The sequence below is a fragment of the Syntrophobotulus glycolicus DSM 8271 genome, assembly GCF_000190635.1.
GTDB lineage: Bacteria > Bacillota > Desulfitobacteriia > Desulfitobacteriales > Syntrophobotulaceae > Syntrophobotulus > Syntrophobotulus glycolicus.
Map to the genome: position 1 here is coordinate 648403 of NC_015172.1, position 23567 is coordinate 671969.

The window sequence follows — 23567 nt, forward strand, 5'->3', positions numbered from 1 at the left end:
GCACGGACAGATTTTTCTTTTTTCGTTCACCTCAAAGGATGAAGGGACATATATTGCTAGTGGGACGAGCAACCAGCTGGAAATATTGAAAAGAGGTTAGAATAAAATGATAAAACTTTATTTCACTTCTCCCTCAGCCTTAACTTTATATTCAATCGCGGGCATAAGTGCAATCAGTTTTTTGGTCAAAAAATACCCCCAGGTTAAACAATATACCGATATTGCTGTCCATTTGACATCCTATATTGGGGACAATTATACATCCTGGGGGATAAAAAGCAACGAAATCGTCAATTATTTCGTCAAAGATTTCATTAATAGGTATTACAATAATTTCGGAGTCATTTCAGTGCAGGAAATTCTTGTAAATGCGATGGGAATTGCTGAGATTCCGCAAATTAAAATTGTACCTTCGTGATGGATAGAGGTTGAATACAGATTGAAGCATATGATTCGGGGTTTGGTTTGATTGATGGGCAAACAGTCCTTTGCAGAATAGGTCAAACCATACCCCTTTTTGATTTCACTGATATTTCTCACCACATTGAAAATATGGCCGGATAGTACAGATCCCCAGCTGTTAGTTTAATTTAGAAAATTTTAACTGTTAAAGAGATTATGCTATAATGATAATAAACAATAAGACCTGAGAATAACCGGCTATGCTGGCAAAAAGGGAGTTATTGGTGTGGAAAAAAAAATACAGGATGAGTTAGATATCCTTAAAGATATCATATTAAACACAGTTCCTGTGGAGCAGATATTTCTGTTCGGCTCTTATGTATATGGTGAACAGCATACTGATTCGGATCTGGATATCTATGTGGTGATGGATGAAAATACGAAGATAAGAGAAATCGATGCAATAAGGTTGATTCGTAAAGCTATTCGTGATAAGAAAACAATGCCGGTGGATGTGGTTGTCCGTAAAAAAAATAAGTTTAATCAGCTTAAATACACCCCTTCGATTGAGCGGCAAATTGCTCAGGAAGGTGTGATGCTGTATGGGTAACCTAAAACAGGCACAGCAATGGCAGAGATTTGCTGCAATGGATTTAAAAAGTGCCGAGTACCTTCTCAGTATGCATCCTGTTCCGGTGGAAGTTATTTGTTATCATTGTCAGCAAGCTGCTGAAAAGTATCTTAAAGGCTATCTTGTTCTGAACGGAATGAATCCGCCTAAGATACATGATTTAGACGAATTGTGCAAGCATTGTTTGGAATTATCCAATATCTTTAACAATATAGCTGACCAATGCTCGGACCTGACAGCTTACGGCGTACAGCCGAGATATCCAATGGAGCCCATGTTGGAGGAACAAGATATGCAGCAGGCGTTGAATAGCGCGAAAACGGTTCGAGATTTAATTCTAAAGATTGCGCCAGAGATGGCTCATCAATCAATTTAGAAAATTATTTCATACAGTATTAACAATAAAAAATAGACGATAGGATAAGGGAGAGGATTTTGCTCTCCCCTATCCTTATTTTTTGCATTATCCCGTACCCTTGCCTTAATTTTTTTAATATTGAAAATATTTATAATATTAATAGACAGGTAAAATGATTAGTTGTAAAATAAAGGGCAAATATATTTTTAGGGATTCTTTTTACATCTTTCCTGGGATTATGGTTTATTTTAAAGGTCAATGAGAAGAAGTGATTCAAAGAACATCTTAATACATACCGGGGGGGAAATGAAATGAATATTGATAAGGGTATTGCCAATGAGATTGTCAATTTTATTTTCGAAACAACAGGTTATCACGGAATTATAAGCAATAGCAAATCAGGAACAATCATTGCCGATTCTTTCGGCAAAAGGGTCGGTGTTGTTCATGATGGGCACGTAAAGATCATGAACAGCGATCTCAAGGAGATCGCTGTCACGGTAGAAGACGAGATGGCGGCCAATCACAGACAGAAAGAGGGGTATAACCTGGCAATTGAGCTTGACGGAGAAAAAATAGGCTGTATCGGACTGGCCGGGCCGGTCGATATTGTCAAGAACCTCGGCAGGGTTGCGGCGGGAATGGTTGTGTCCAAGCTCCAGGCTGAAGAGTTGAAAAAGACTTTACAGGGTATGGTTTACAGGCTGAATGAGGCCATTGAGCATGCTGCCAGCGCGGTACAGGAGGTTGCGGCTTCTTCTCAGGAAGTGGCGGCGATCAGTGAAACGGTCTTAAAGGCGGTAGATGACGGGCGTGATCAGGTTAAGCAAACCTCCAGCATTCTCGAATTTATCCGCAGGGTGGCTAATCAGACCAACCTTTTAGGTCTGAATGCCGCGATTGAAGCTGCCCGGGCCGGGGAAATGGGCAGAGGCTTTTCCGTGGTGGCCGATGAAGTGCGGAAATTGGCTGTTGACAGCAACAGGTCTACAGATGAGATTGCAGAGATCTTGAAACAGTTTGAAAACGTGATTTTGAAAATCAGTGAAGGGGTCAAGCAAAATAATGAGATCATTCATGAACAAGCCAACGCAACCCAGGATATTACCAGAATAGTGGAGGATGTCCAGCAGGTAGGGCGTGAGCTTGATAAAATGGCGGCCAAGCTGTAGAAAACCGGACCTGTCTTAATGGTCTTTGATGATAAGCTCACCGTCAGAGGAGGTAATCACCCGGTATAAATCCGGCCTCCTGTCCCTGAAGATTCCCCATTCCAGCCTTTGAGTCGCCAATTGATCCAGATCAAAGTCGGCCACAAGAACGGTTTCTTCGGTACGGCCTGCTTCGGCAACCTTATTTCCTTGCGGGCCGGCAATAAAGGAAGAACCGTAGAACGTGATCCGGGAATCCTCGTCCGCTTCAACCCCGACCCGGTTGGAAGCGACGACAGGGAGGAGATTGGCGGCGGCATGGCCAAGCATACAGGCTTGCCAGTGCTCCTTGGAATCAATACTCTTATCCTGAGGTTCTGAACCGATGGCAGTGGGATAGAAGAGGATTTCCGCACCCATCAGGGCCATACACCTGGCCGCTTCCGGGTACCATTGGTCCCAGCAGATACCGACCCCGATTTTTCCATAGCGGGTATTCCAGACCCGAAAACCGGTATCTCCGGGATTAAAATAAAATTTCTCCTCATAGCCAGGTCCGTCCGGTATATGACTTTTCCGGTATTTTCCCAGGATTTCTCCTCCGGCATCAATGATGGCGACAGAATTATACCGGGCATAGTTTTTCTTCTCATAAAAACTGATTGGCAGAACGACCTGAAGCTCTCCGGCAACCTGTTTAAAATGGTTGACGGCTTTATTTTGTTCCAGCTCGGTTGCATAGACATCATAATCCGACTTCTCTTTTTGACAGAAGTACGGTGTTTCAAACAACTCCTGTAAAAGAATGATCTGAGCGCCTCCGGCAGCCGCCTGGCGAACCAGGCCGTCGGCTTTGGCGATGTTTTTGTCTATGCTCCCGGTGCAGCTCATCTGGGTTGCCGCTACTTTAACGTTTCTCATCACTTTTCCTTCTTTCCTGACGGCAGTTGCTGAGTTATGCAGTGAACATTGCCGCCCTCTCTGATCAGGCCCATCCCGTTGACGGTGCGGAGCTGTCTTTCAGGAAACAGTTCGCCCAAAACCCGGATCGCTGAATGATCGCTTTTCTCCGCCTGACCGCCGAAAACGGGTAAGATCAATCCCCCGTTGACAAAATAAAAATTCAGGTAGCTCAATGTTAACCGGCGGCCCCGGTCAGACATCTTTGGGGGCTGTTGGACAGGGATGATGTCCAGTTTCCTGTCCCTGGCATCGGTTGCTCCGGTTAAAACCTTGAGATTCTCTCTGGTGATCGCATAATTTTCATCTTCCGGATCATCGCATACCTGCAACAGGATTTTGCCCGGAGCGGCAAAACAGGCCACATTGTCCACATGGCCGTCGGTCTCGTCACCGGACAAGCCGCTTTTCAGCCAAATCACTTTCCTGATATTTAAATATTTTTTTAATTGGTCTTCAATTTGTTCCCTGGTGAGGCCCCTGTTGCGGTTGGGATTTAACAGGCATTCTTCCGTAGTAAGGACCGTGCCTTCCCCATCGACGTGAATTGAACCGCCCTCCAAAATCAGGGGGGAGTCAAACTGCTTCAGGGCAAAATGGTCAAGAATGGCGGGGGCAGCCTGATTATCCAAATCCCAGGGCGAGTATTTGCCGCCCCAGGCATTAAACTGCCAATTGACCCCGGCAACATCTCCCTGATCACTGACCAGAAATGTTGGTCCATTGTCCCTGAGCCAGGCATCATTGTGTTCAATAGGCAAATATTGAATCCGCCCCTCCTGAAAAAGAGAAGAAAACGTTGATAAATCAGGGGAATTGACCATAACCGTAACCGGTTCGAATTCTGCAATTGCCCGGATGATTTCAGCATAGGCCTGACAAACGGAAGCGTAATCTTCCGGATAACACATGGATTCCCGGACAGGCCAGGAAATCAAGGTTTGGGCATGTCCGTCCCATTCCGGGGGCATTCTATAATTTAGATCCTTGGGGTACATAACCGTCCCTTTCCAAAATCTTTATTATCACAAAATATGATTACTATTTTAGGTGAACTTGACTGATTTTACAAGGATAGGTATTGTTAAAGAAAAACGAATAAGCCGACCTGAATGAGGAAACACCATTTAAATCAGGAGGGGTTAACCATGTACATCGAAGTGATCCCCAGTGCCCAATCTCATTACCAGGGAAGCCTGGAGAACAAAATTGCCATTGTGATCGATGTTTTTCGGGCGACAAGTACGATGGCGACAGCGCTGGCCAATGGAGCGGCGGCTCTGATCCCGGCGGCTTCGGTTGAGGAGGCTTTAGCCAGGAAGCGGGAGAACCCTGAAGCTCTTTTGGGCGGGGAAAGGCAGGCTGTATTGATTGAAGGATTTGATCTGGGCAATTCCCCCGATGAGTATACAGTGGAGAAAGTAAAGGGGAAAAAAGTGATCATCACGACAACAAATGGGACCATGGCCATTAAAGCGGCAGCTCCGGCGGAAAAAGTCCGGATGCTTTCGTTTTTGAACATGGACAGTGTTGTACGGAAAGTGGATCAGGAAATCAGGGAATGCCCCGGTATTGACGGCATAATCATCGTCTGTTCCGGGACGGAGGAGCGTTTTGATTTGCCTGATACATTGTGCGCGGGGATGTTTATTGAACAGTTCGGCAGAGGGATAAACGTCAATGATCTTGGTTTAGCCGCTCAAATGTTGTACAATAGTTCAAAACCCAATCTTCTGGAAACCCTGAAAAATACCGAACATGGTCAGGTCTTGATTACACTGGGGTTTCAGAAGGATGTGGAGTATTGTTCCGCGGTCAATCGGTTGTCCGTTGTTCCGGTGCTTCGGAACGGGGAAATTGTTTGGCGGGAAGACAGATAACCCAGTGAGCAAAATGCGGAATTTTGGCAAAGAATTTAGATAAAGGGGTCTGATTTCCATGAAAACGTTCCATGTCTCTGTGGGAGTATCAAACCATCATGTTCATCTTACGGCCAAAGATATTGAAGCATTATTCGGGGCGGGCTATCAGCTCGCGGTGAAGAAAGAGCTCAGCCAGCCCGGAGAATTTGCCGCTGAAGAAACCGTTACTCTGGTCGGCCCCAGAGGACAGGTACCCGGTGTCCGGATTTTGGGCCCGGCCAGGAAAAATACTCAGGTCGAAATCACCATGGCGGATAACATTAAACTGGGTATTACCGCTCCTGTTCGTGATTCCGGTAATTTAGAGGGATCGGGGAGTGTGGTGATCGAGGCCAATGATCAAAGGATAAGCCTGAAAGAAGGGGTTATTGTGGCCGCGCGTCACCTTCATGCAAGCACCAGGGATGCCGCGGAATATGGCCTGCGGGACAGGGATGTCGTTCAGGCCAAAATCGACGGTCCCCGGGGCGGCATTTTGGAGAACATCCTGGTCCGCGTTTCGCCGACTTACAGCCTGGACTTGCATCTTGATATCGAAGAGGCGAATGCCATGGGGCTTAAAAATGGGGATAAAGTGACCATCCTGGCTGATTAGGAGGAAAACCATTTGTATATTTGGGTTACGGTGTTTGTGGTTCTGGCATTGGACCGCCTGAGTAAGATGATCATTCAGGCCAACTTGGATTTGGGACAAAGTATTCCGGTGATTCCCGGTTTTTTTGATCTTACTTATATCCTTAATTCAGGGGCGGCTTTTGGGATGCTTCAGGGCAAGACAGGATTTTTTATCCTGACCTCCCTGCTTGTCTTAGGGGGGATTTTCTTCTTTCAGCATAGATTGCCTAAAGAAGAAAAACTGATGAGGATATGTCTGGGCATGATTGCCGGGGGGGCGATCGGGAATCTGACCGACAGGCTCCTGACCGGCAAGGTGATTGATTTTCTGGATTTCAAAATTTGGTCTTATATTTTTAATGTGGCCGACAGCATGATCGTGGTCGGCGGATTGATCCTGGTTTATCTCATTTACAGATCGGAAAAGGAAGAAGCATGAGTATTTTTGAAGAAGAAGACTTCGCTTATGAGCAATGGCTTGCTGTTGAGGGTAAGCCTGAGGTGAGGCTGGATGTATGCCTGACGGAAAAAACCGGGACAAGCAGGAGCTTTATCCGGAATATGATTGAAGAAGGCCGTGTTCTGGTAAACGGAGAAACAAAGAAAGCCAATTACCGGATCAGGGCAGAGGATAAAATCGGGATTAACTTGCCCAAACCGCGGGAATTAAAGGTTGTTCCTCAACAGATTCCTTTGGAGATCATCTATGAGGATGATGATCTGCTTGTGGTGAACAAACCTCAGGGCATGGTCGTCCATCCGGCTCCCGGAGTCTGGGAAGGGACACTGGTCAATGCCCTTCTGTATCATTGCAGGGACCTTTCCGGGATAAACGGGATTATCCGGCCCGGTATTGTGCACCGGATTGATAAGGACACCTCTGGTCTGCTGGTTGTCGCTAAAAATGATGAGTCCCATAATCAGCTGGCAGGGCAGTTGAAGGAGCATAAAATGCAGAGAAAGTATCTGGCGGTCGTGCACGGGGTGCTTTCTGAGCCATCGGGGACAATCGACGCTCCCATTGGCCGCGATCCCAAAGACCGTAAAAAAATGGCCGTAGTGTTTAAACATTCCCGGCCTGCCGTCACCCATTATGAGGTTGAGGAACGGTTTATTGGCTATACAAAGATCAAGGCAGTTTTGGAAACGGGCAGGACACATCAGATCAGGGTGCATATGGCGTATATCCGGAACCCTGTTCTGGGCGACCCGCTTTATGGTCCGAAAAAAAATATTCTGGGGTTGACAGGTCAGGTTCTGCATGCGCATACACTGGCATTCCTGCATCCGCGCGGGGGAAAGCTGATGGAATTCAGCGCCGATCCGCCCCGGGAGTTCCTGGAGGCGGTTGACAAATTACGGGAGTTAACCTAAAATCAAAAGAGGTGAGAACATTGCCTTTAAAAATTGTCCGGAGAGACACTTAAGGCAGATCGGTTCATGAATGTATTTGTCATGTGCACTGTCTGCTTAAGCAGGCAGTTTTTTCATCCCCTTTAAACGAAAGGCGGGATTTCAATGAAAGGGATTCAAAAAAGCAAGATCATGGATGAAGATGGGATCCGCAGAGCGGTGACCAGGATAGCCCATGAGATCGTGGAAAAGAACAAGGGAACCCAGGGCCTGGCTCTAATCGGGATCAGAACCAGAGGAGTTCCGCTGGCCGAACGTATTCACGAGAAAATCTTGGAGTTCGAGAAGGTGGATATTCCACTCGGTTTGCTTGATATCACACTGTACAGGGATGACTTAAGTACGATAAATGTTCAGCCCATCGTGCACGAAACCAAAGTTCCTTTTACGATTGACGGCAAGACGGTGATTCTGGTGGATGATGTTTTATATACGGGACGCACGGTCAGGGCCGCCTTGGATGCGCTGATTGACCTGGGCAGACCGCAAAAAATTCAATTGGCGGTCCTGATTGACAGGGGCCACAGGGAATTGCCCATCCGGGCCGATTATGTAGGAAAAAATGTGCCGACATCAAACAGGGAAATCATCTCAGTTTGCTTAGGTGAGACAGATAAACGCGAAGAAGTTCTTCTTTTGGAAAAAACTTAATCAAGACAGATCATTCCATTGCACCTTTAAATGTTATCCTGTGAGATGGCCAAGGGAGAGACGGATTGAACAATCTCCTCCTGCCCATGGCCGGAGGTTTTTTGGTTTTACGGCAGAAATTGCGGCAATCAAGGAGGTGGCCCGTCATGAAATGGATGTATAAGGATCTTCTGGATATGGATAAGCTGGAAGGAAAAGAAATTGAACTGATTTTGGAAACCGCTGTTTCCATGAAGGAAATACTGGGACGCCCGATCAAAAAGCTGCCGACACTCCGGGGAAAGTCGGTTTTGCTCTTGTTTTATGAATCAAGTACCCGTACCCGGACATCTTTTGAAACAGCGGCCAAGATCCTCGGTGCGGATACCGGAAATATTGCCGTGGCCCAGAGCAGTGTGACAAAAGGGGAAAGCCTTTTGGACACGGCCCGGACCCTTCAGGCCATGAATGTTGATTTGGTTATTGTCCGGCATTCCGGCTCCGGGGCGGCCCAATTTCTGGCCGATGAGCTCAGTGCTTCGGTAATCAATGCCGGCGACGGCCAGCACGCGCATCCCACCCAGGCTCTTCTGGACTTTTTGACCATGAAGGAAAAATTGGGCGGTTTTCAGGACAGGAAAATTGTGATTGTCGGGGATATTCTGCATTCCCGGGTGGCCCGCAGCAATGCCATAGGCTTAAAAAAGCTGGGTGCTGAGGTTGTTCTGGTGGGACCGCCTACCCTCCTGCCCCCGGAAATGAGCTACCTTGGGGTTCAAACCTCCTACGATTTGGACAGTGTACTGGAGGGGGCGGATGCCGTGATGGCCTTGAGGCTTCAGCTGGAGCGCCAGCAAAGCGGCTTGTTTCCGTCGCTCAGAGAATACCGGGAGCTTTATTGCCTCACCCCGGAAAGGCTGAGAAAAACCGGCAAGGAGACGATTATTATGCATCCCGGACCGATGAACAGAGGAGTGGAAATCGCCGGAGAACTGGCGGACAGCCCTCTTTCAGTGATTGAAGAACAGGTCACAAACGGAGTAGCAGTGCGGATGGCTTTGATCTATCTGCTGATCGGAGGGGGAACAAACAGTGTGGTGGATTAAAAATGTTCATCTGGTAGACCCTGCCCAGGGAATATCGGGAATAAGAGATATTTTGGTCAAAGACGGGCTGGTAAGAGAAGTTTCTGAAGACATCCCGGCAAACAGGGCTCAGGAAATCCTGGGCGCGGATTCGCCTGAGGAGATCGGGCTTGTAGACGGTCAGGGAAAGTATTTGTTTCCCGGCCTGGTGGATGTCCATGTTCATTTGCGCGAGCCGGGATTTGAAGACAAGGAAGATATCGCAAGCGGCTCCCGGGCTGCCGTGCGGGGAGGCTTTACCTCAATTATGGCCATGGCCAATACTTCGCCGGTTGTAGATCACCGGGCTCTGGCTGAATTTGTGCTGCGGCAGGGCCAGAGAGCGGGAAAAGCCAGGGTCTATACGGCCGCAGCGGTGACCAAGGGACTGCGGGGAGAAGAGCTTGTGGAGATGATGGATCTCAAGGAAGGCGGAGTATCGGCTTTCTCTGATGACGGCAAGGGGATTCAGAGCGCGGAAATGATGAGGCTGGCCCTGGAGTATGCCAAGCTGACCGGGCTGCCGGTCGTTGCCCATTGTGAGGATGAATCACTGGCGGCCGGGGGAGCCATACGGAAAAGCGAGACAAGTGCGAGGCTGGGGTTTAAAGGAATTCCGGCCGGTTCGGAAAGTGTGATGGTGGTCCGGGATGTGATCCTGGCCGGGGAAACCGGCGGTAAATTGCATATTGCCCATGTTTCCACCAAAGAAAGTGTGGAGGCGATTCGGACAGGCAAGGCCCGGGGCTTGGATATTACGGCTGAGGTCAACCCTTATCACCTCATATTTACCTGTGAGGATGTGACCCTGACGGACACATCATATAAGGTTAACCCGCCCCTCCCTTCAAAAGAAGACCAGGAGGCCCTTTGGCAGGGTATCCTGGACGGGACGATCGATATGCTGGCGACTGACCATGCTCCCCATACCAGGGAGGAAAAGGCCCGGCCGTTTGGAGAAGCCCCTTTTGGCATCAATGGTTTGGAGACAGCTCTGGCGGCGGTATGGCAGGCCTTTGTAGCCAAAGGGATTCTTTCTGTGGAAAAATTGATTGAATTATGGTCTCTGAATCCGGCGCGCCGCTTTGGCTGGGAGGCAGGGACGTTGAAACCCGGACATCCTGCGGATATGGTGCTTTTTGATCCGGAGCGCAGGGAAGTGATCGATCCGGCCGGGATGGAATCCAGGAGCGTCAACACGCCGTATTTGGGCAGGGAAATGCGAGGTCTGCCCGAGATGACCTGGGTGGCGGGCAAGCTGGTGATGAAGGACCGCAGGGTCATTTAAATCAAGGTCATTGAAATTCAGAAAAGATCAAGATTGAACATGATGTAAAATCGGGCAGGAGAGGTGAGCAGTTATGGCATGGCTGGTTCTCAAGGATGGCAAGGCCTACGAGGGCGAAGCGTTTGGTTTTTGGAAGGACAGTGAGCCGGTAACCGGTGAGGTGGTTTTCAATACCTCCATGTGCGGTTACCAGGAAATGATCACTGATTTATCATATTCCGGTCAGATTCTGACCTTTACCCATCCGCAGATGGGCAATTACGGCTGGCATAATGAAGAAAGCGAAGCCGGCAAGGTGCTGATCAAAGGTGTGGCGGTCAAAGAATTGTCCGAAGGTGAAGGCAGCTTTCACGCGGACCGGAGCATGGAAGAATTTTGCCTGAATAACAAAATCCCCGGAATCAAGGATATTGATACCAGAGCCCTGACCAGACACATCAGACGAAATGGGACAATTTCCGGGGTGCTGGTGGCCGAGCTTGAGCAAGGAATCAAATTCTGGCAGGAACATTCCGAACAGGATATTCAGCCTGACCGGCATTGGGTATATCAGACGACAGTCAGTGAAGAATATGAGATACATGGCGAAGGACCCCTTCTGGCAGTTCTGGATATGGGGATCAAACGCAATATCCTGCGCTGCCTGCAGAAAAGAGGGTTCAGACTGCATGTTTTTCCGGCCTCAGCTTCCTGGGAGGAAATCCTCAATGTCAACCCGCAGGGACTGGTGCTGAGCAATGGCCCCGGAGACCCCGACGGTATTCCTGAGATTGCCCGCAATGTCGGCAATCTGATCCCCAAGCTGCCCGTTCTGGGCATTTGTATGGGCCACCAGATCATGGCCATGGCAGCGGGAGCTTCCACTTATAAGCTTCCGTTCGGGCACAGGGGGGGCAACCATCCTGTTCAGGATCTGGCCACAGGCAAGGTGACCATGACTTCCCAGAACCACGGTTATGCCGTCCGGGAAGAATCCTTGGAAGGGACAGGGTTTAAAGTCAAGTACGTTAACCTTAATGACGGGACCGTCGAAGGACTGATTCATGAGAAATATCCGATCATTACCGTGCAGTACCATCCGGAAGCCGCTCCGGGGCCTGAAGAAAATTCCGGAATATTTGATTGCTTCGCAGAATTTGTCAGTGGGAAGGGGATCAACAGACATGCCTAAAAAAGACTGGAAAAAGGTCATGGTGATCGGCTCCGGACCTATCGTCATCGGCCAGGCGGCGGAATTTGACTATGCCGGGACCCAGGCCTGCCGGGCATTGCGGGAGGAAGGACTGGAAACCGTTTTGGTGAACTCCAATCCGGCGACAATTATGACGGATGCTGAGGTCGCGGATAAGATCTATATTGAGCCTCTGACCATAGAATTTCTGGAAAGAATTATTGAGAAAGAGAAGCCGGACGGACTCTTGCCGACCATGGGCGGCCAAACCGGTCTCAATCTGGCCTTTCAGTTATCCCAAAGTGGTATCCTGCAGCGTTGTGGTGTAACGCTATTGGGTACTCCCCTGGACAGCATCAGCAAAGCTGAGGACAGGGAACATTTTCGCAACCTGATGCACGAAATCCGGCAGCCGATCCCGGAAAGCACGATTGTTTCCGAGGTCGGGGAGGCCGTCGCCTTTGCCGAAGAGATCGGCTATCCCCTGATTGTCAGGCCCGCCTTCACCCTGGGGGGAACCGGGGGCGGGATAGCGGGAGACAGGAAAACTCTGGAGGAAATTGCCGCCAGTGGGATCAATGCCAGTATGATCGGCCAAATCCTGATCGAGAGAAGTGTGGCCGGCTGGAAAGAAATTGAGTTCGAAGTGCTCAGGGACGGCATGGACAGCTGTATCGCGGTTTGTCATATGGAAAATATGGACCCTGTAGGTGTTCATACCGGAGACAGCATCGTCGTCGCCCCCTGCCAGACGCTGACGGATAAGGAAATCCAGATGCTGCGCACAGCGTCTTTCAATATCGTATCCGCTTTGGGGATTGAAGGGGGCTGTAATGTGCAGTTTGCTTTAAACCCGGTCAATGATGAATACTATGTAATCGAAGTGAACCCCCGTTTGAGCAGGTCCAGCGCCCTGGCGTCCAAAGCGACCGGTTATCCGATTGCCAAGATCGCCGCGAAGATCGGTATAGGCTATACGATGGCCGAACTGAAAAATTCGGTGACAGGCAAGACTTCGGCCTGCTTCGAGCCGGCTTTGGATTATGTGGTTGTCAAGATTCCCCGCTGGCCCTTTGATAAATTCTCTGATGCCGACCGCACTCTGGGGACCCAGATGAAGGCGACAGGCGAGGTTATGGGATTGGGCCGCAATTTGGAAACGGCCCTGCTGAAAGCGGTGCGCTCTCTGGAAACAAAGTCTTTCGGCATCCTGAACCCGGAAAATGAACGCCTGGCGGACCGGGAGCTGGAAGCAAAGTGCGCCCAGGCCAGTGACAATATGCTTTACCTGATTGCCGAGGGCTTTCGCCGGGGCTGGAGCGTGGAAAAAATCAACAGGATCAATCAATGGAACCCTTACTTCCTGAAAATAATTCAAAGAATTGTCGATTTCAGCGCGGAAATCAAAAACCATCCCTGGGATGGGGCAATCTTGAGAAAAGCCAAAAAGCTTGGGTTTGCCGATCAAAACATTGCCCGGCTTTGGGCGGCGGAGGAAGAAAAGGTTTTTGCTTTCCGCAGGGAAAACGGGCTCCTGCCTGTTTTCAAGATGGTGGATACCTGTGCCGGGGAATTTGACGCGATGACCCCCTATTTTTATTCCAGCTATGATCAGGAAGATGAAGGAGAAGTGACCTCCAGGCGTAAGGTTGTGGTGCTGGGATCAGGGCCGATCAGAATCGGCCAGGGGATAGAATTTGACTATTGCTCGGTTCACGCGGTCAAGGCCTTGCGCAAAGCCGGAGTGGAGAGCATCATCATCAATAATAATCCGGAAACAGTCTCCACCGATTTTGACACTTCCGACAGACTGTACTTTGAGCCCCTCACTCTGGAGGATGTCTCGGAGGTTCTGAATAAGGAAAAACCGGAAGGGGTCATTGTCCAGTTCGGAGGGCAAACGGCGATTGGTCTTTGCAAAGGCCTGGCAGCCAGAGGCTACCGTATTCTGGGGACGACCGTCGAAGATACGGACCGGGCTGAGGAGAGAGGAATCTTCGACCATGTGCTCCAGGAGCTGGGGGCGAAAAGACCTCAGGGAGGGTGCGTTTCTACGGTCGAGGAGGCCGAGAAGCTGTCCGAAAAAATCGGATTCCCCCTGATTGTCCGTCCGTCTTATGTGCTGGGAGGAAGGGCCATGCAGATCGTTTATGACCGGGCGGACATCAAAAGGATTGTTCAAAATGCCTTTGCCGAATTCCCGGGCCAGCAGATTTGGATGGACCAGTACCTGGAAGGAAAAGAAGTTGAGGTAGATGCCATCTCGGATGGGGAGACAGTATGTATTCCGGGAATTATGGAACACCTGGAACGGGCAGGGGTGCATTCCGGCGACTCCATTGCGGTCTACCCCCCGCAGACTCTTGCCCAGAAGATGGAAAACAGGATCAGCGATTTAACGGTTTCCATCGCCCGCAGTCTGAGGATCAAGGGACTTTTAAATATTCAATATGTAATCTACAAAGATGAGGTTTATGTTCTGGAGGTGAACCCGCGCTCCAGCCGCACAGTGCCTTTCCTAAGCAAGGTAACCGGAGTGCCTGTTGTCGATCTGGCCACAAGGGTAATCCTTGGCCAGTCCCTGGCGAGTATGGGTATCTCATCCGGGGTGTGGCCGAAGAGTTCTTACGTTGCCGTCAAAGCGCCGGTATTCTCCTTCTCCAAGCTGCTGATGGTTGAGCCTTCCCTGGGGCCGGAGATGAAATCGACCGGGGAAGTAATGGGCACGGACAGCACCTATGAAAAGGCCCTGCATAAAGCCTTGCTGGCCGCGGGGATGCATATCTCGGCCCACGGTACCCTTCTGGTCACCCTGGCCGACAGGGATAAGGCCGAAGGCTTGCAGCTGGTGCGCCGGTTCTATGATCTGGGGTTCCATATCGTCGCTACGGCAGGAACAGCCCGGGCCATAGAAAAGGAAGGCCTGGAAGTCGAAGAGGTCAGGAAAATCTATACAGGCTCCAATGAGATTACGGAGAAAATCAAAGGCGGACAGATTCAGTGTGTGCTCAATACAACCACCCATGCCAAAAATACAACCAGTGACGGTTTTGCCATCCGCAGGGCCGCGGTTGAGCAGGGAATCCCCTGCTTTACCAGCCTGGATACGGCACAAGCTCTGCTGCAGGTTCTGGAAGCCAATTCACCCAGCATAATTCCGCTGAATGAAAAGCGATTCTGAAAAAGGGAAGTAATACTGTTATGATGCTGATAAAGGAAAAGGTCATTGAAAATAAGCAGATCGGCAATCCCGAGCAGGGACTGTTCAGGCTGGTTTTACAGGGTGAGGCCGCCCTGGCGGCCAGACCGGGGCAGTTTGTCCATATCAGGGTCGGTGAAACCTATGATCCCCTTTTGCGCAGGCCGGTCAGTATAGCGGCGATGAACAGGGAACGGCGGGAACTGACTCTGTATTACAGGGTTAAAGGCAAGGGTACGGCGCTGTTAACCCAAATAAGGCCGGACGAGATGGTCAGTATTCTTGGACCGCTCGGCAATGGTTTCCAGCTCCCTTCCTCAGGTCGATTATTGCTGATCGGGGGAGGAATCGGAGTATTCCCCCTTTTCTCCATTCTGGAGGCAGTTGACCGGAAAAAAGTGGATGTGAAGCTTTTATGGGGCGGCGAAAATCAATGCTTTATGGAAAGCGCCGGACTGGATGGTCTGAAGAAGAGCGGGATTGATTATGAACTGGCCACCATGGATGGCAGTACAGGCTACAAAGGATTGGTGACAGACCTTCTGCGAACAGAGCTGGAGTCTCCTCAAAATAAGAGGGATTCGCCTGCAAAAACGCTTTTGGCCGCTTCCTGCGGGCCCGGCGGCATGATGAAGGCAGTGGCCGCGATCTGCCGGGAAGCAGGAGTACCTTTGCAGGTATCTCTGGAAGAGAGAATGGCTTGCGGGGTAGGGGCTTGTCTGGGCTGTGTCTGTACAGTCCGGGAAGCGGGCGTTCTTCAGCGGAAAAAGGTTTGCAAGGACGGGCCCGTTTTTGACGGAGAGGAGGTAGTCTGGGATGCCGAATGTTGACTTGCAGGTTGAGCTGGCGGGAATAACCCTGAAAAATCCGGTCATGACCGCTTCCGGGACCTATGGTTTCGGGGAAGAATATGCTCCCTTTTACGATCCCGCCCTGCTCGGCGCGATTACAGTCAAAGGGATCACCCCTTTGCCCCGCCTGGGCAATCCGGTCCCCCGGCTAGCGGAGACTCCGGCAGGTATCTTAAATTCCGTCGGCCTGGAAAATCCGGGCCTGGAGGTTTTCCTTCAGGAATACCTGCCCCGCCTGAAAAATCTGGATACAGCCGTCATTGTCAATATTTCCGGGTTCTCCCTGGAAGACTATATGATGATGGCTTCCGCCTTTCAGAAAGGGTGCGGAATAGCTGCTTTGGAAGTCAATATCTCCTGTCCGAATATCAAGCACGGGGGCATGGCTTTCGGTACAGATCCCCGCAGTGCCGAAGAGGTGATCGCGGCAGTGAGGAAAAATACCGGCCTGCCTTTAATTGCCAAGCTTTCCCCGAATGTGACAAGCATTGCGGATATGGCCAAAGCCGTGGAAAGCGGGGGAGCGGATGCGGTATCTTTAATCAATACTTTGCTGGGGATGAGCATTGACATTCATGCCCAAAAGCCCCTTTTGGCCAATAAAGTGGGAGGATTATCCGGACCCGCCGTCCGGCCTGTGGCCGTAAGAATGGTTTATCAGGTTTTTGAGGCGGTCAAAATACCGATCATCGGTATGGGAGGGATCATGACCTGGCAGGATGCTGTGGAATTTATGCTGGCCGGAGCCAGCGCGGTCAGTATCGGTACGGCAAATTTCACCGACCCTTTGGCCCCTTTGGACGTGATCAAAGGTCTGGAGGAATATGCTGAAAGCAGAAAATGCGCTTCAATCAGGGAAATTATCGGTGCCGCTCATTGAGGAGCATGGCAGAGAGTGCGCAAGGATGAAGAGACCGTAAAGGTTAAAAAGACGCAAGGAGGTCAAGAGATGCAAAGAGATCAAGGAGTGCCAGGAAGTCAAAGCAGCCCGGCAGATGAGAAAATTGCCAGGGTGATGGCAGCTTTGGATGTTGATTCAGCGGATAAAGCGGCAGAAATAGCAAAACAGCTGGCAGGCACCGGCTGTTGGTTAAAGATCGGTTTGGAGCTTTACGCTCTTTCAGGTCTCAGTCTTGTTCAGAAGTTCAAAGAAATGGGCTTTTCCATTTTTCTTGATCTCAAGCTTCATGATATCCCCAATACCGTTGCCAGAACGATGCAGGTTTTGGTGGATTCGGCAGTGGATATGATCAATGTTCACTGTGCGGGCGGATATGAGATGATGGCCAGGGCCGCCGAGATCGGCCGGAAGAGCGGCAAGAAAATCATCGGGGTTACCGTCCTGACCAGCATGGGGCAAGAGGAGCTGTCCGGAGTCGGGGTGAACCGCATGGTCGAGGATCAGGTGATTAATCTGGCCCTTTTGGCCCAAAAAGCCGGGCTGGACGGAGTGGTCGCTTCAGCCAGGGAAGTGGTTTCCCTCCGCAGGGAATGCGGTGCGGATTTCCTGTTGGTCACCCCGGGAATCAGGCCTGCAGGCAGTGAACAAAATGACCAGGTCAGAGTGCTGACCCCCAAGGAAGCGCTGGAAAACGGAAGCTCCTATCTGGTGGTGGGCAGACCGATTACTGCTGCGGTCAATCCCCGGGAAGCGCTCTTCAAACTCTTTGACTAAAATTTTGTGCAGAAAAACGATTGGAGGATAAAAAAATGAATGAAGATATCCTGAACGTATTTACGGATACGGGGGCACTGTTAAACGGCCATTTTCTTTTGACCTCAGGCAAACACAGTGCCCAGTACATGCAGTGTGCCCAAGTGCTTCAATATCCCGATAAAGCGGCTTTTCTTTGTGCGCTGCTGGCGGAGAAATTCGCCGGGGCCGGAGCGGAAACCGTGATCGGACCGGCGATGGGCGGGATTATTGTGGCCCATGAGGTAGGCAAAGCATTAGGGACCAGGGTCATTTTTACGGAAAGGCAAAATGGTGAAATGTGCCTGCGGCGCGGCTTTGAACTCCGGCCGGGTGAGAAAGTCCTGGTCGTGGAAGATGTCATCACAACCGGCGGGTCAGTCCGGGAAGTCATTGAAATCGTCCGGAAATGCGGGGCCGTCCCGGTCGGGGTGGGTGTACTGGTTGACCGCAGCGGCGGTAAGGCCGATTTTGGGGGATTGCCTCTGCAAAGTCTTGTACAGCTGCAAATTGAGACCTTTGAACCGGACAACTGTCCGCTTTGCGGCCGGGGAATCCCGGCAATCAAGCCCGGCAGCCGGGGCAGCGGCAAATAAGGATTTCAGCAGCCTTTCAGGGCTTCAATAATCTCTTCCCATTGAAAATCCTCACTTGATTTATATTCCTTGGCATAATAAACTTTGCCACAGCCTTTGCAAATGACCTTAATGCTATGCACAAAGTCTTCCATATAAAGTTTCCCGGCCAGTTTAGGCATGTTCAGGCTGGCTTCGCAGACGATCTGCGAACCACAGGCGGAACAGGCCAAATCCTTTTCCCGGTCATCATTGATCTGATCTTTTTCTGTATTCATAAGGGTCCTCCTGGTTATGACAATCTAAACATCTCGATAAGATAAGGTAATATCAAATATCCGGGGTTCCGGAGGTTAAACAGAACAGTCTTGAACAGGATAGTTTTCTTTACATAAGCGGACCCGGAGGAATGATTCCGGGTCCATTTGAATTCTGGCTTTCATGTTATGTGATCAGTACGAATTAATGAAACATGAAGCAGGAAACGTTAGCGCTGCAGAGACTTGGGAGTGTTGGGCTGATGAGAGAAAACAAAGCAAGCAAAAACAGAGCTGGCTGAGGCAAAGAGAAGTACAACTGAAGAGATAGCGGTGAAAAGTAGTCTTTTCATTTTTAGGACCCTCCCTTTCTTAGATTAAACAAAGGCAGCAGGGTCACAGTCTGATAGGCTATGCCCAGGGCCGCGCTTGTTCCGAGAATGATGTTTTGGGACAAGAAAACCAAAATGCTTGTCACGAGGACAAAAGCGATGGAGACCGATTTTAATTTTCGCCGGAAGCTCCGGGAATGGATGGGCTTGGCCGGACAGTCAACCGGGGCCAAAATGGCGACAACCGGGAGGCAGAGCAAGAGAATCACTAGATTCAAAGTTGAGCCGGCCAGGTTGTAAGCGATCAGGCTTTTGGCCGATAAGCCCAGAAAGGCGTAGACGACTGTTCCGATCGCCAGGCATTTGAAGGCGGAGCCGGCATGCGCCCCCCCAGAAAGCTTCCTTAAGCCCCCGCCGAAAAGGAGGGTCAAAGCTGTAAGAAGCAGAGTATCTAAAAAATAGGCCGCAAGGAGGATAGAAGCTGTACCGATGACGGCCAGAAAAATTAGTTCAAAGCCGTAGGTCAATTCTTCTTCTTTCTCTTCGTTTAAGTCCAGACTACTGCTTAAAAGATTGCTCATTTGTTTGCTCAAGTGAGTGATCATAGCGGATATCCTTTCTTTTTCGATAATATTTAATCAAGAAAGCAAAAAGAAACATCAATGAAACATGAGGCAGACCGGTAATAATTCTCAAAGACTGGCTCGACAGATAGCCTTGAGAAGAAAGGCCGAGAAGTTCAATAATATGTATACAAGCTGCTTCTGTCAGACAAAGTATGAGGAAACTTAGTAAAGTAGCAACAAGAGAAGTAAGGACACTGGCCCTGCCGACCTTGAACAGATAGAAAAAAAGAAAGGTAATCATGACAATGGTATGCAATCCAACATATACGGGATAAAATCTGATCAAATAAACAATCAAAATGGAAAAAAACGCTCCCACAATAATTTTCCGCCAATTGAGGTCGATTTTGGCCAGGACGAAGGCTAAAGTATAGATTGCGATTCCTTCGGGAACGCCTTGAAAGATCAGTACTATTAATGGGATACGCATGGGTTTTCCTCCTGTTAATCTGTTTGTGGTTCTTCTTTTTGTTCTTCATTGGATAAAGCAAAGCGGATATAAAAGGTGGTTCCCTTCTCCCCGGTATCGTATTTGATGGTCGCATTGTGCCTGTTCAGGATTCCGATGGAGATCGCCAAGCCAAGACCGGTCCCGTTTTCCTTGGTCGTCAGGAAAGGCGTACCGAAGCTGTCCCGGACCTTTTGGCAAAGGCCGTGCCCGGCATCCTTAATTTCCAGAACCAAAGTGTTTTCCTCAAGATATGTACTGATCTCCATAGAGGCGCCGGGAGGAGAGGCTTCCAGGCCATTGCGGATAAAGTTAAGCAAAACCTGTTTGATTTCCGATTCATTGAGCAGAATTTCCGGGACCTCGCTCAGCTTCAGGTCAATGTCCTTATTGGAGTTATAGGCATCGGCCCGGACCAGGGGAAAGATCCGTTCAATGATTTGGTTGATGTTTCTCAGTTCATGGTTCTGGGTGGAGGCTTTGGCCAGGGAGAGAAAATCGTTAATGATGGCGTTGGCCCGGTCGATTTCCGAAATCATCAGGGTGATGTCTTCCTGGAGCTCCTGGCAGGTAGGATTGACGAAGAAAATCTGCAGGAAGCCTTTTACGGTAGTCATGGGGTTTCTGACCTCGTGGCTGATCCCGGCGGCCATCTGTCCGATCAGGTTTAAGCGTTCCAGGCAGATCAGCTCCCTGGCCTGACGGTTGATGGCCGTGGTATCGCGGAAGAAGACCGATATCCCCTGAGAAAACGGATAGGCATTGAACTCAAATTCCCTGTTGTCCGGCAGGGTCGTTTCCCAGAACAGGGGTTTGTTGTTCTGGACCGTGCTTTGCAGGATGGTCTCCAGCTCAGGGAAGAGATCGTGGAAAACCGAGCCGCGAAAGTTGCGGCCGACAAACTCTTCTTCAAAGGTCTTTTTGATGGTGTCATTGACAAACCTGAAATTGAGGTCGCTGTCGAGGGAGAAGAAGCCGTCGGAAATGCCGTCCATAATGGTCAGAAGCTCGTCATGAAGATTTCTTAAGCTCACACTGTGGTCTTGAATCTGCCGGAAGACAGGGGCCAATTCAGGCAGCTTGTCCATGGCAAACTCATTTCTCTGATTTTCATTGGAGGTGATATTTTGGGAAAAGGCCACTAATTCACCTTTGATTTGGCTGATTAGCCTTCTGATCAACAAAAGAATCAAAATAAGCAGCAAAATACTTGATCCCAGCAGAACAGCAAGGTTCAATTGGGTGTGATAAAAAATATAGGCTGAATTAAGTTTGGCCCAAACATAACCGGCATTTTGATTTTCGATATTGAGAGCCAGGAGGTTGGCAATGCATTTATTGGCGGAAGAGTCGGTATAGTTGTATTCCATAAGGAACTCCTCCGGAGACGGTCTAACTCCGGGGAAGGAGGGATCATTTGCAATATCATTACTGATCCTTAAGCCTGTATCAAAATTAATATAGCCCAAATTGATCGTAGGATATTTCTGTGTGTATTCATCAAGGACAGGACTGATGAGAACAGAGATTTCCCGGTTTTTTTCCTCCAGGGTGAGATCCCGGTAGTGGTCGGAATCATAAAATTGATCCAACTCTTTTGATATTGTTTGGTGCAAATTAAAGGTGATATTGCTTAATTCCAGTTTTTTCTGGTACATTTCCCGATTCCAATAGCTGTTATACATAAACATATAGAGAAAGATAAAAATGAAAAATACAACCAGGGATACTTTGACCAGAGCGGATTCAACAATAGAGGTTCCTTTAGCCTTGCGGGGATTTACCGGTAAAAGGTTTCTTTTCTGTGTGAAAATATTCATTATCTATACTCCAATATTTCTTATAACCATTTTATACGATTTAAAGCAAAAAGGGTGTCGAAATATTTGCATAATGAAAAAATAAACTGAGAATTTTTTTACTTTTCGGCAACTTTTTATTTTTTTTGAAAAAAAAGCTGAAGATTAATCATAATCTTTATTGTAAATGAATAATCGTCATATGGAAACACTTCCGGCAAAGATATTGGGCAAATTCCGAAAGTTATTTAGGAAATCCCGCTGTCCAGCTCCGCACCGGTCTCTGTCGCCAGGAGGGCGTCAATGGTATCCTGACGGGGGGTGATCAATAGAGACCAGTTCTGTTCATAGACGACCATCCCCGGCTTGGCCCCGTTGGGCTTTTTGATCTGCCTGACATGGGTGTAGTCCACCGGGATATGGGAAGACCCTCTGGCCTGACTGAAATAGGCGGCAAGGGCGGCTGCTTCCAGAAGAGTGGTGTCATCGGGAAATTCTTCCCCTTCTTGCAGGGGGACAATGACATGGGAACCCGGGATTTGCTTGACATGAAGCCAGAGATCATGAGGGCGGGCCTCGCGCCAGGTCATCCGGTCATTTTGCTTATTGTTGCGCCCGACAATGATGGGGTGTCCGCTGCCGGAAGTGTAGACATGGGGCAGGGAAAGCTTTTCCGGTTGTTTTTTCTTGGTCCCATGCTTTTTGTCGGCTTTATTCCTGGCCGGAAGGTTTTTGCCCGCGATATATTTCTGTTCGATCAGTTCATTATGGATTTCCTTGAGCTCGTCCGGGGAGGAAGCCTGGTCCAGGCTTACCCGCAGTGAGGAGAGGTAATTGATTTCTGTTTGGGCTTCAGCTTGCAGGGGCTTGGTTTTGAGAATGGTTGCTTTGGCTTTGTTATACAGCTTGAAATATTTTTGGGCATTGCCTGTCGGGGTGAGACGGGGATCAAGCTCGATCCGGACAGCTTTCAGCTCAGGGTCGGTGTAATCTTCCAGCTCAACCTGTTTCGCTCCGGCGGGAATCCGGTAAATATTCGAGGTAATCAGCTCCCCGGACTTGCGGTAGGCCAGTCCTTTCTCAGCCCGTTCTATGGCATCCTCATAAATGTTCAGCTTTTTCACCATGTGAGCCAGGTGGTCCTGGACGATCTTGCGCAGGGAACCGCGCATGGCTTCGGTTGTATGGAAATCCTGTCTTTTTTGATGGTAAAGGCCGACCGCTTCATTTAAAGAAGGGTTTTTTTCCAGAGGATAGGGAGAGTACTGGGCATAAGGGATAAAGGTAAAGGCCTGGGCCAGAATTTTGGTCTGGTCCTGGAAATAAACACAAGGCTCCGGGGAAGCCCAGGCTTCATTTAAGGTGTCGATCAGAAAGAAGGAATAAGCCTGATATAAACGGCTGAGGTCAATATCGCCGCAGTGCTCCAGAACAGCGCCGTCATCCAGGCCCGCACGCAGAAGGATTTCTTTGGCCAGCTCCGGGCTGATGCCGTTGAAGGAGGCCACCAGGATAGTTTTGAGACTCTGTTCCAGGGGCTGCAATAGGATCAGTTCTTTAAATTTTTCCTCAGTCCTGACCGGCTCGTGCTTATTTTGAGAAGGGGGGGCGATGTAGATCCGGCCCGGTAAGACCTCGCGGTGCCTGCTGACAGAATGGGAATAGCGTTTTAACCCGTCAAGGATTGTCTGGGAGGCGGAATCGAGGAGGATCAGATTGCTGTGTTTGCCCATGATTTCCAGGATGAGCTCGAATGACTGCAAATCCCCCCGGTCATTGTAATTTTGGATGATGATCTTGACCACCCGTTCCAAACCCTGCTGATTGATCTCCAGGATTTTTCCGCCTTCCAGGTGTTTGCGCAGGATCATGCAAAACATGGGAGGGGAGAGGGGATTTTTTTTGTTCTCAGAAGTCAGGTGCAGTCTGGCATGATTGGAGCTGCAATTGAGCAGCAGTTTGAGAGGCCGGTTGTTGCGGATGATGATGTGGACTTCCTCTTTTTCCGGCTGGTGGATTTTATCTATGCGGCTTCCGGTAAGCAAAGGCCGGAGCTCATTGATCAGATGATGGAGGGTAATGCTGTCTAAAGCCATTTTAAGGCTCCTTTCAGGAGAATACT

General features: G+C 49.4%; 25 protein-coding genes. 17 read left to right on the forward strand and 8 right to left on the reverse strand.

All coding sequences use genetic code 11. The annotated features are described in order from the left end of the window. Positions 1 to 106 precede the first annotated feature (106 nt). The 4 genes from SGLY_RS03410 to SGLY_RS18485 all read left to right on the forward strand — a co-directional run bounded on the left by SGLY_RS03410 (position 107) and on the right by SGLY_RS18485 (position 2563). Positions 107 to 418 (forward strand): hypothetical protein, encoded by a 312-nt coding sequence (locus SGLY_RS03410; protein ID WP_013623897.1) that lies wholly within the window; start codon positions 107 to 109, stop codon positions 416 to 418. A 270-nt stretch (positions 419 to 688) separates the two neighbouring features. After that, positions 689 to 1012 carry a nucleotidyltransferase domain-containing protein gene (locus SGLY_RS03415; RefSeq protein ID WP_013623898.1) on the forward strand — a complete coding sequence of 108 codons (324 nt, stop codon included), beginning with the start codon at positions 689 to 691 and terminating at the stop codon, positions 1010 to 1012. Beyond that, on the forward strand, positions 1005 to 1409 hold the full coding sequence (locus tag SGLY_RS03420; protein ID WP_013623899.1) for a HEPN domain-containing protein: 405 nt from the start codon (positions 1005 to 1007) through the stop codon (positions 1407 to 1409). The genes SGLY_RS03415 and SGLY_RS03420 overlap by 8 nt, the downstream gene beginning before the upstream one ends. A 293-nt stretch (positions 1410 to 1702) precedes the next feature. Then, positions 1703 to 2563 (forward strand): methyl-accepting chemotaxis protein, encoded by an 861-nt coding sequence (locus SGLY_RS18485; protein WP_013623900.1) that lies wholly within the window; start codon positions 1703 to 1705, stop codon positions 2561 to 2563. 15 nt (positions 2564 to 2578) lie between these two features. Here SGLY_RS18485 and aguB read toward each other — a convergent pair whose 3' ends face one another. Continuing rightward, on the reverse strand, positions 2579 to 3463 hold the full coding sequence (gene aguB / locus SGLY_RS03430) for an N-carbamoylputrescine amidase (RefSeq protein WP_013623901.1): 885 nt from the start codon (positions 3461 to 3463) through the stop codon (positions 2579 to 2581). After that, positions 3463 to 4500 carry an agmatine deiminase family protein gene (locus tag SGLY_RS03435; RefSeq protein ID WP_013623902.1) on the reverse strand — a complete coding sequence of 346 codons (1038 nt, stop codon included), beginning with the start codon at positions 4498 to 4500 and terminating at the stop codon, positions 3463 to 3465. The genes aguB and SGLY_RS03435 overlap by 1 nt, the downstream gene beginning before the upstream one ends. Before the next feature lie 150 nt (positions 4501 to 4650). Between SGLY_RS03435 and SGLY_RS03440 the strand changes: the two genes are divergently transcribed. From SGLY_RS03440 to pyrE, 13 genes are all read left to right on the forward strand, one after another. Further along, on the forward strand, positions 4651 to 5382 hold the full coding sequence (locus tag SGLY_RS03440) for a 2-phosphosulfolactate phosphatase (RefSeq protein WP_013623903.1): 732 nt from the start codon (positions 4651 to 4653) through the stop codon (positions 5380 to 5382). Between the two features lie 58 nt (positions 5383 to 5440). Then, on the forward strand, positions 5441 to 6019 hold the full coding sequence (gene pduL, locus SGLY_RS03445) for a phosphate propanoyltransferase (protein ID WP_013623904.1): 579 nt from the start codon (positions 5441 to 5443) through the stop codon (positions 6017 to 6019). Between the two features lie 12 nt (positions 6020 to 6031). Beyond that, the gene (gene lspA / locus SGLY_RS03450; protein WP_013623905.1) at positions 6032 to 6478 is read left to right on the forward strand and encodes a signal peptidase II; all 447 of its coding nucleotides are present in this window, start codon (positions 6032 to 6034) and stop codon (positions 6476 to 6478) included. Continuing rightward, the gene (locus SGLY_RS03455) at positions 6475 to 7413 is read left to right on the forward strand and encodes an RluA family pseudouridine synthase (protein ID WP_013623906.1); all 939 of its coding nucleotides are present in this window, start codon (positions 6475 to 6477) and stop codon (positions 7411 to 7413) included. Before lspA ends, SGLY_RS03455 begins: the two co-directional genes overlap by 4 nt. Positions 7414 to 7557: 144 nt before the next feature. Next, a complete protein-coding gene (gene pyrR, locus SGLY_RS03460) occupies positions 7558 to 8103 on the forward strand; it encodes a bifunctional pyr operon transcriptional regulator/uracil phosphoribosyltransferase PyrR (RefSeq protein ID WP_013623907.1) in 546 nt (181 codons plus the stop codon). 146 nt (positions 8104 to 8249) lie between these two features. Beyond that, entirely contained in the window at positions 8250 to 9188 is a 939-nt protein-coding gene (locus SGLY_RS03465) for an aspartate carbamoyltransferase catalytic subunit (RefSeq protein WP_013623908.1), read from the forward strand. Next, positions 9175 to 10494: a dihydroorotase gene (locus SGLY_RS03470; RefSeq protein WP_013623909.1), complete on the forward strand. Its 1320-nt coding sequence runs from the start codon at positions 9175 to 9177 to the stop codon at positions 10492 to 10494. The genes SGLY_RS03465 and SGLY_RS03470 overlap by 14 nt, the downstream gene beginning before the upstream one ends. Positions 10495 to 10567: 73 nt before the next feature. Next, complete coding sequence (gene carA / locus SGLY_RS03475) at positions 10568 to 11665, forward strand: glutamine-hydrolyzing carbamoyl-phosphate synthase small subunit (protein WP_013623910.1); 1098 nt, start codon at positions 10568 to 10570, stop codon at positions 11663 to 11665. Then, positions 11658 to 14846 carry a carbamoyl-phosphate synthase large subunit gene (gene carB, locus SGLY_RS03480; protein WP_013623911.1) on the forward strand — a complete coding sequence of 1063 codons (3189 nt, stop codon included), beginning with the start codon at positions 11658 to 11660 and terminating at the stop codon, positions 14844 to 14846. The genes carA and carB overlap by 8 nt, the downstream gene beginning before the upstream one ends. Before the next feature lie 20 nt (positions 14847 to 14866). Further along, positions 14867 to 15694 (forward strand): dihydroorotate dehydrogenase electron transfer subunit, encoded by an 828-nt coding sequence (locus SGLY_RS03485; RefSeq protein WP_013623912.1) that lies wholly within the window; start codon positions 14867 to 14869, stop codon positions 15692 to 15694. Next, positions 15681 to 16595: a dihydroorotate dehydrogenase gene (locus tag SGLY_RS03490; protein WP_013623913.1), complete on the forward strand. Its 915-nt coding sequence runs from the start codon at positions 15681 to 15683 to the stop codon at positions 16593 to 16595. Before SGLY_RS03485 ends, SGLY_RS03490 begins: the two co-directional genes overlap by 14 nt. A gap of 69 nt (positions 16596 to 16664) precedes the next feature. After that, positions 16665 to 17390, forward strand: a complete 726-nt coding sequence (pyrF, locus tag SGLY_RS03495) for an orotidine-5'-phosphate decarboxylase (protein WP_013623914.1) — start codon at positions 16665 to 16667, stop codon at positions 17388 to 17390. A 35-nt stretch (positions 17391 to 17425) separates the two neighbouring features. Next, positions 17426 to 18004, forward strand: a complete 579-nt coding sequence (gene pyrE / locus SGLY_RS03500) for an orotate phosphoribosyltransferase (protein WP_013623915.1) — start codon at positions 17426 to 17428, stop codon at positions 18002 to 18004. A 5-nt stretch (positions 18005 to 18009) separates the two neighbouring features. On the opposite strand, the gene SGLY_RS03505 is transcribed toward pyrE, so the two are convergent. From SGLY_RS03505 to SGLY_RS03525, 6 genes are all read right to left on the reverse strand, one after another. Continuing rightward, positions 18010 to 18261 (reverse strand): hypothetical protein, encoded by a 252-nt coding sequence (locus SGLY_RS03505; protein WP_013623916.1) that lies wholly within the window; start codon positions 18259 to 18261, stop codon positions 18010 to 18012. A 209-nt stretch (positions 18262 to 18470) separates the two neighbouring features. After that, positions 18471 to 18593, reverse strand: a complete 123-nt coding sequence (locus SGLY_RS18490; RefSeq protein ID WP_083811171.1) for a cyclic lactone autoinducer peptide — start codon at positions 18591 to 18593, stop codon at positions 18471 to 18473. 2 nt (positions 18594 to 18595) lie between these two features. Next, the gene (locus SGLY_RS03510) at positions 18596 to 19153 is read right to left on the reverse strand and encodes an accessory gene regulator ArgB-like protein (RefSeq protein WP_013623917.1); all 558 of its coding nucleotides are present in this window, start codon (positions 19151 to 19153) and stop codon (positions 18596 to 18598) included. Further along, positions 19131 to 19628: a hypothetical protein gene (locus SGLY_RS03515; RefSeq protein ID WP_013623918.1), complete on the reverse strand. Its 498-nt coding sequence runs from the start codon at positions 19626 to 19628 to the stop codon at positions 19131 to 19133. Before SGLY_RS03515 ends, SGLY_RS03510 begins: the two co-directional genes overlap by 23 nt. 14 nt (positions 19629 to 19642) lie before the next feature. Further along, positions 19643 to 21466, reverse strand: a complete 1824-nt coding sequence (locus tag SGLY_RS03520) for a two-component system sensor histidine kinase NtrB (RefSeq protein ID WP_013623919.1) — start codon at positions 21464 to 21466, stop codon at positions 19643 to 19645. A gap of 227 nt (positions 21467 to 21693) precedes the next feature. Continuing rightward, the gene (locus SGLY_RS03525) at positions 21694 to 23541 is read right to left on the reverse strand and encodes an Rqc2 family fibronectin-binding protein (RefSeq protein ID WP_013623920.1); all 1848 of its coding nucleotides are present in this window, start codon (positions 23539 to 23541) and stop codon (positions 21694 to 21696) included. Positions 23542 to 23567 lie beyond the last annotated feature (26 nt).

Bases quoted from the DNA above. Each gene is read 5' to 3' on its own strand.
- SGLY_RS03440 (WP_013623903.1), top strand. From the start codon at position 4,651: ATGTACATCGAAGTGATCCCCAGTGCCCAATCTCATTACCAGGGAAGC.
- SGLY_RS03410 (WP_013623897.1), top strand. From the start codon at position 107: ATGATAAAACTTTATTTCACTTCTCCCTCAGCCTTAACTTTATATTCA.
- SGLY_RS03510 (WP_013623917.1), bottom strand. From the start codon at position 19,153: ATGAGCAATCTTTTAAGCAGTAGTCTGGACTTAAACGAAGAGAAAGAA.
- pduL (WP_013623904.1), top strand. From the start codon at position 5,441: ATGAAAACGTTCCATGTCTCTGTGGGAGTATCAAACCATCATGTTCAT.
- SGLY_RS03520 (WP_013623919.1), bottom strand. From the start codon at position 21,466: ATGAATATTTTCACACAGAAAAGAAACCTTTTACCGGTAAATCCCCGC.
- SGLY_RS18485 (WP_013623900.1), top strand. From the start codon at position 1,703: ATGAATATTGATAAGGGTATTGCCAATGAGATTGTCAATTTTATTTTC.
- SGLY_RS03465 (WP_013623908.1), top strand. From the start codon at position 8,250: ATGAAATGGATGTATAAGGATCTTCTGGATATGGATAAGCTGGAAGGA.
- SGLY_RS03525 (WP_013623920.1), bottom strand. From the start codon at position 23,541: ATGGCTTTAGACAGCATTACCCTCCATCATCTGATCAATGAGCTCCGG.
- carA (WP_013623910.1), top strand. From the start codon at position 10,568: ATGGCATGGCTGGTTCTCAAGGATGGCAAGGCCTACGAGGGCGAAGCG.
- aguB (WP_013623901.1), bottom strand. From the start codon at position 3,463: ATGAGAAACGTTAAAGTAGCGGCAACCCAGATGAGCTGCACCGGGAGC.
- SGLY_RS03420 (WP_013623899.1), top strand. From the start codon at position 1,005: ATGGGTAACCTAAAACAGGCACAGCAATGGCAGAGATTTGCTGCAATG.
- pyrE (WP_013623915.1), top strand. From the start codon at position 17,426: ATGAATGAAGATATCCTGAACGTATTTACGGATACGGGGGCACTGTTA.
- SGLY_RS03435 (WP_013623902.1), bottom strand. From the start codon at position 4,500: ATGTACCCCAAGGATCTAAATTATAGAATGCCCCCGGAATGGGACGGA.
- SGLY_RS18490 (WP_083811171.1), bottom strand. From the start codon at position 18,593: ATGAAAAGACTACTTTTCACCGCTATCTCTTCAGTTGTACTTCTCTTT.
- SGLY_RS03515 (WP_013623918.1), bottom strand. From the start codon at position 19,628: ATGCGTATCCCATTAATAGTACTGATCTTTCAAGGCGTTCCCGAAGGA.
- SGLY_RS03505 (WP_013623916.1), bottom strand. From the start codon at position 18,261: ATGAATACAGAAAAAGATCAGATCAATGATGACCGGGAAAAGGATTTG.
- SGLY_RS03485 (WP_013623912.1), top strand. From the start codon at position 14,867: ATGATGCTGATAAAGGAAAAGGTCATTGAAAATAAGCAGATCGGCAAT.
- pyrR (WP_013623907.1), top strand. From the start codon at position 7,558: ATGAAAGGGATTCAAAAAAGCAAGATCATGGATGAAGATGGGATCCGC.
- carB (WP_013623911.1), top strand. From the start codon at position 11,658: ATGCCTAAAAAAGACTGGAAAAAGGTCATGGTGATCGGCTCCGGACCT.
- SGLY_RS03455 (WP_013623906.1), top strand. From the start codon at position 6,475: ATGAGTATTTTTGAAGAAGAAGACTTCGCTTATGAGCAATGGCTTGCT.
- pyrF (WP_013623914.1), top strand. From the start codon at position 16,665: ATGCAAAGAGATCAAGGAGTGCCAGGAAGTCAAAGCAGCCCGGCAGAT.
- SGLY_RS03490 (WP_013623913.1), top strand. From the start codon at position 15,681: ATGCCGAATGTTGACTTGCAGGTTGAGCTGGCGGGAATAACCCTGAAA.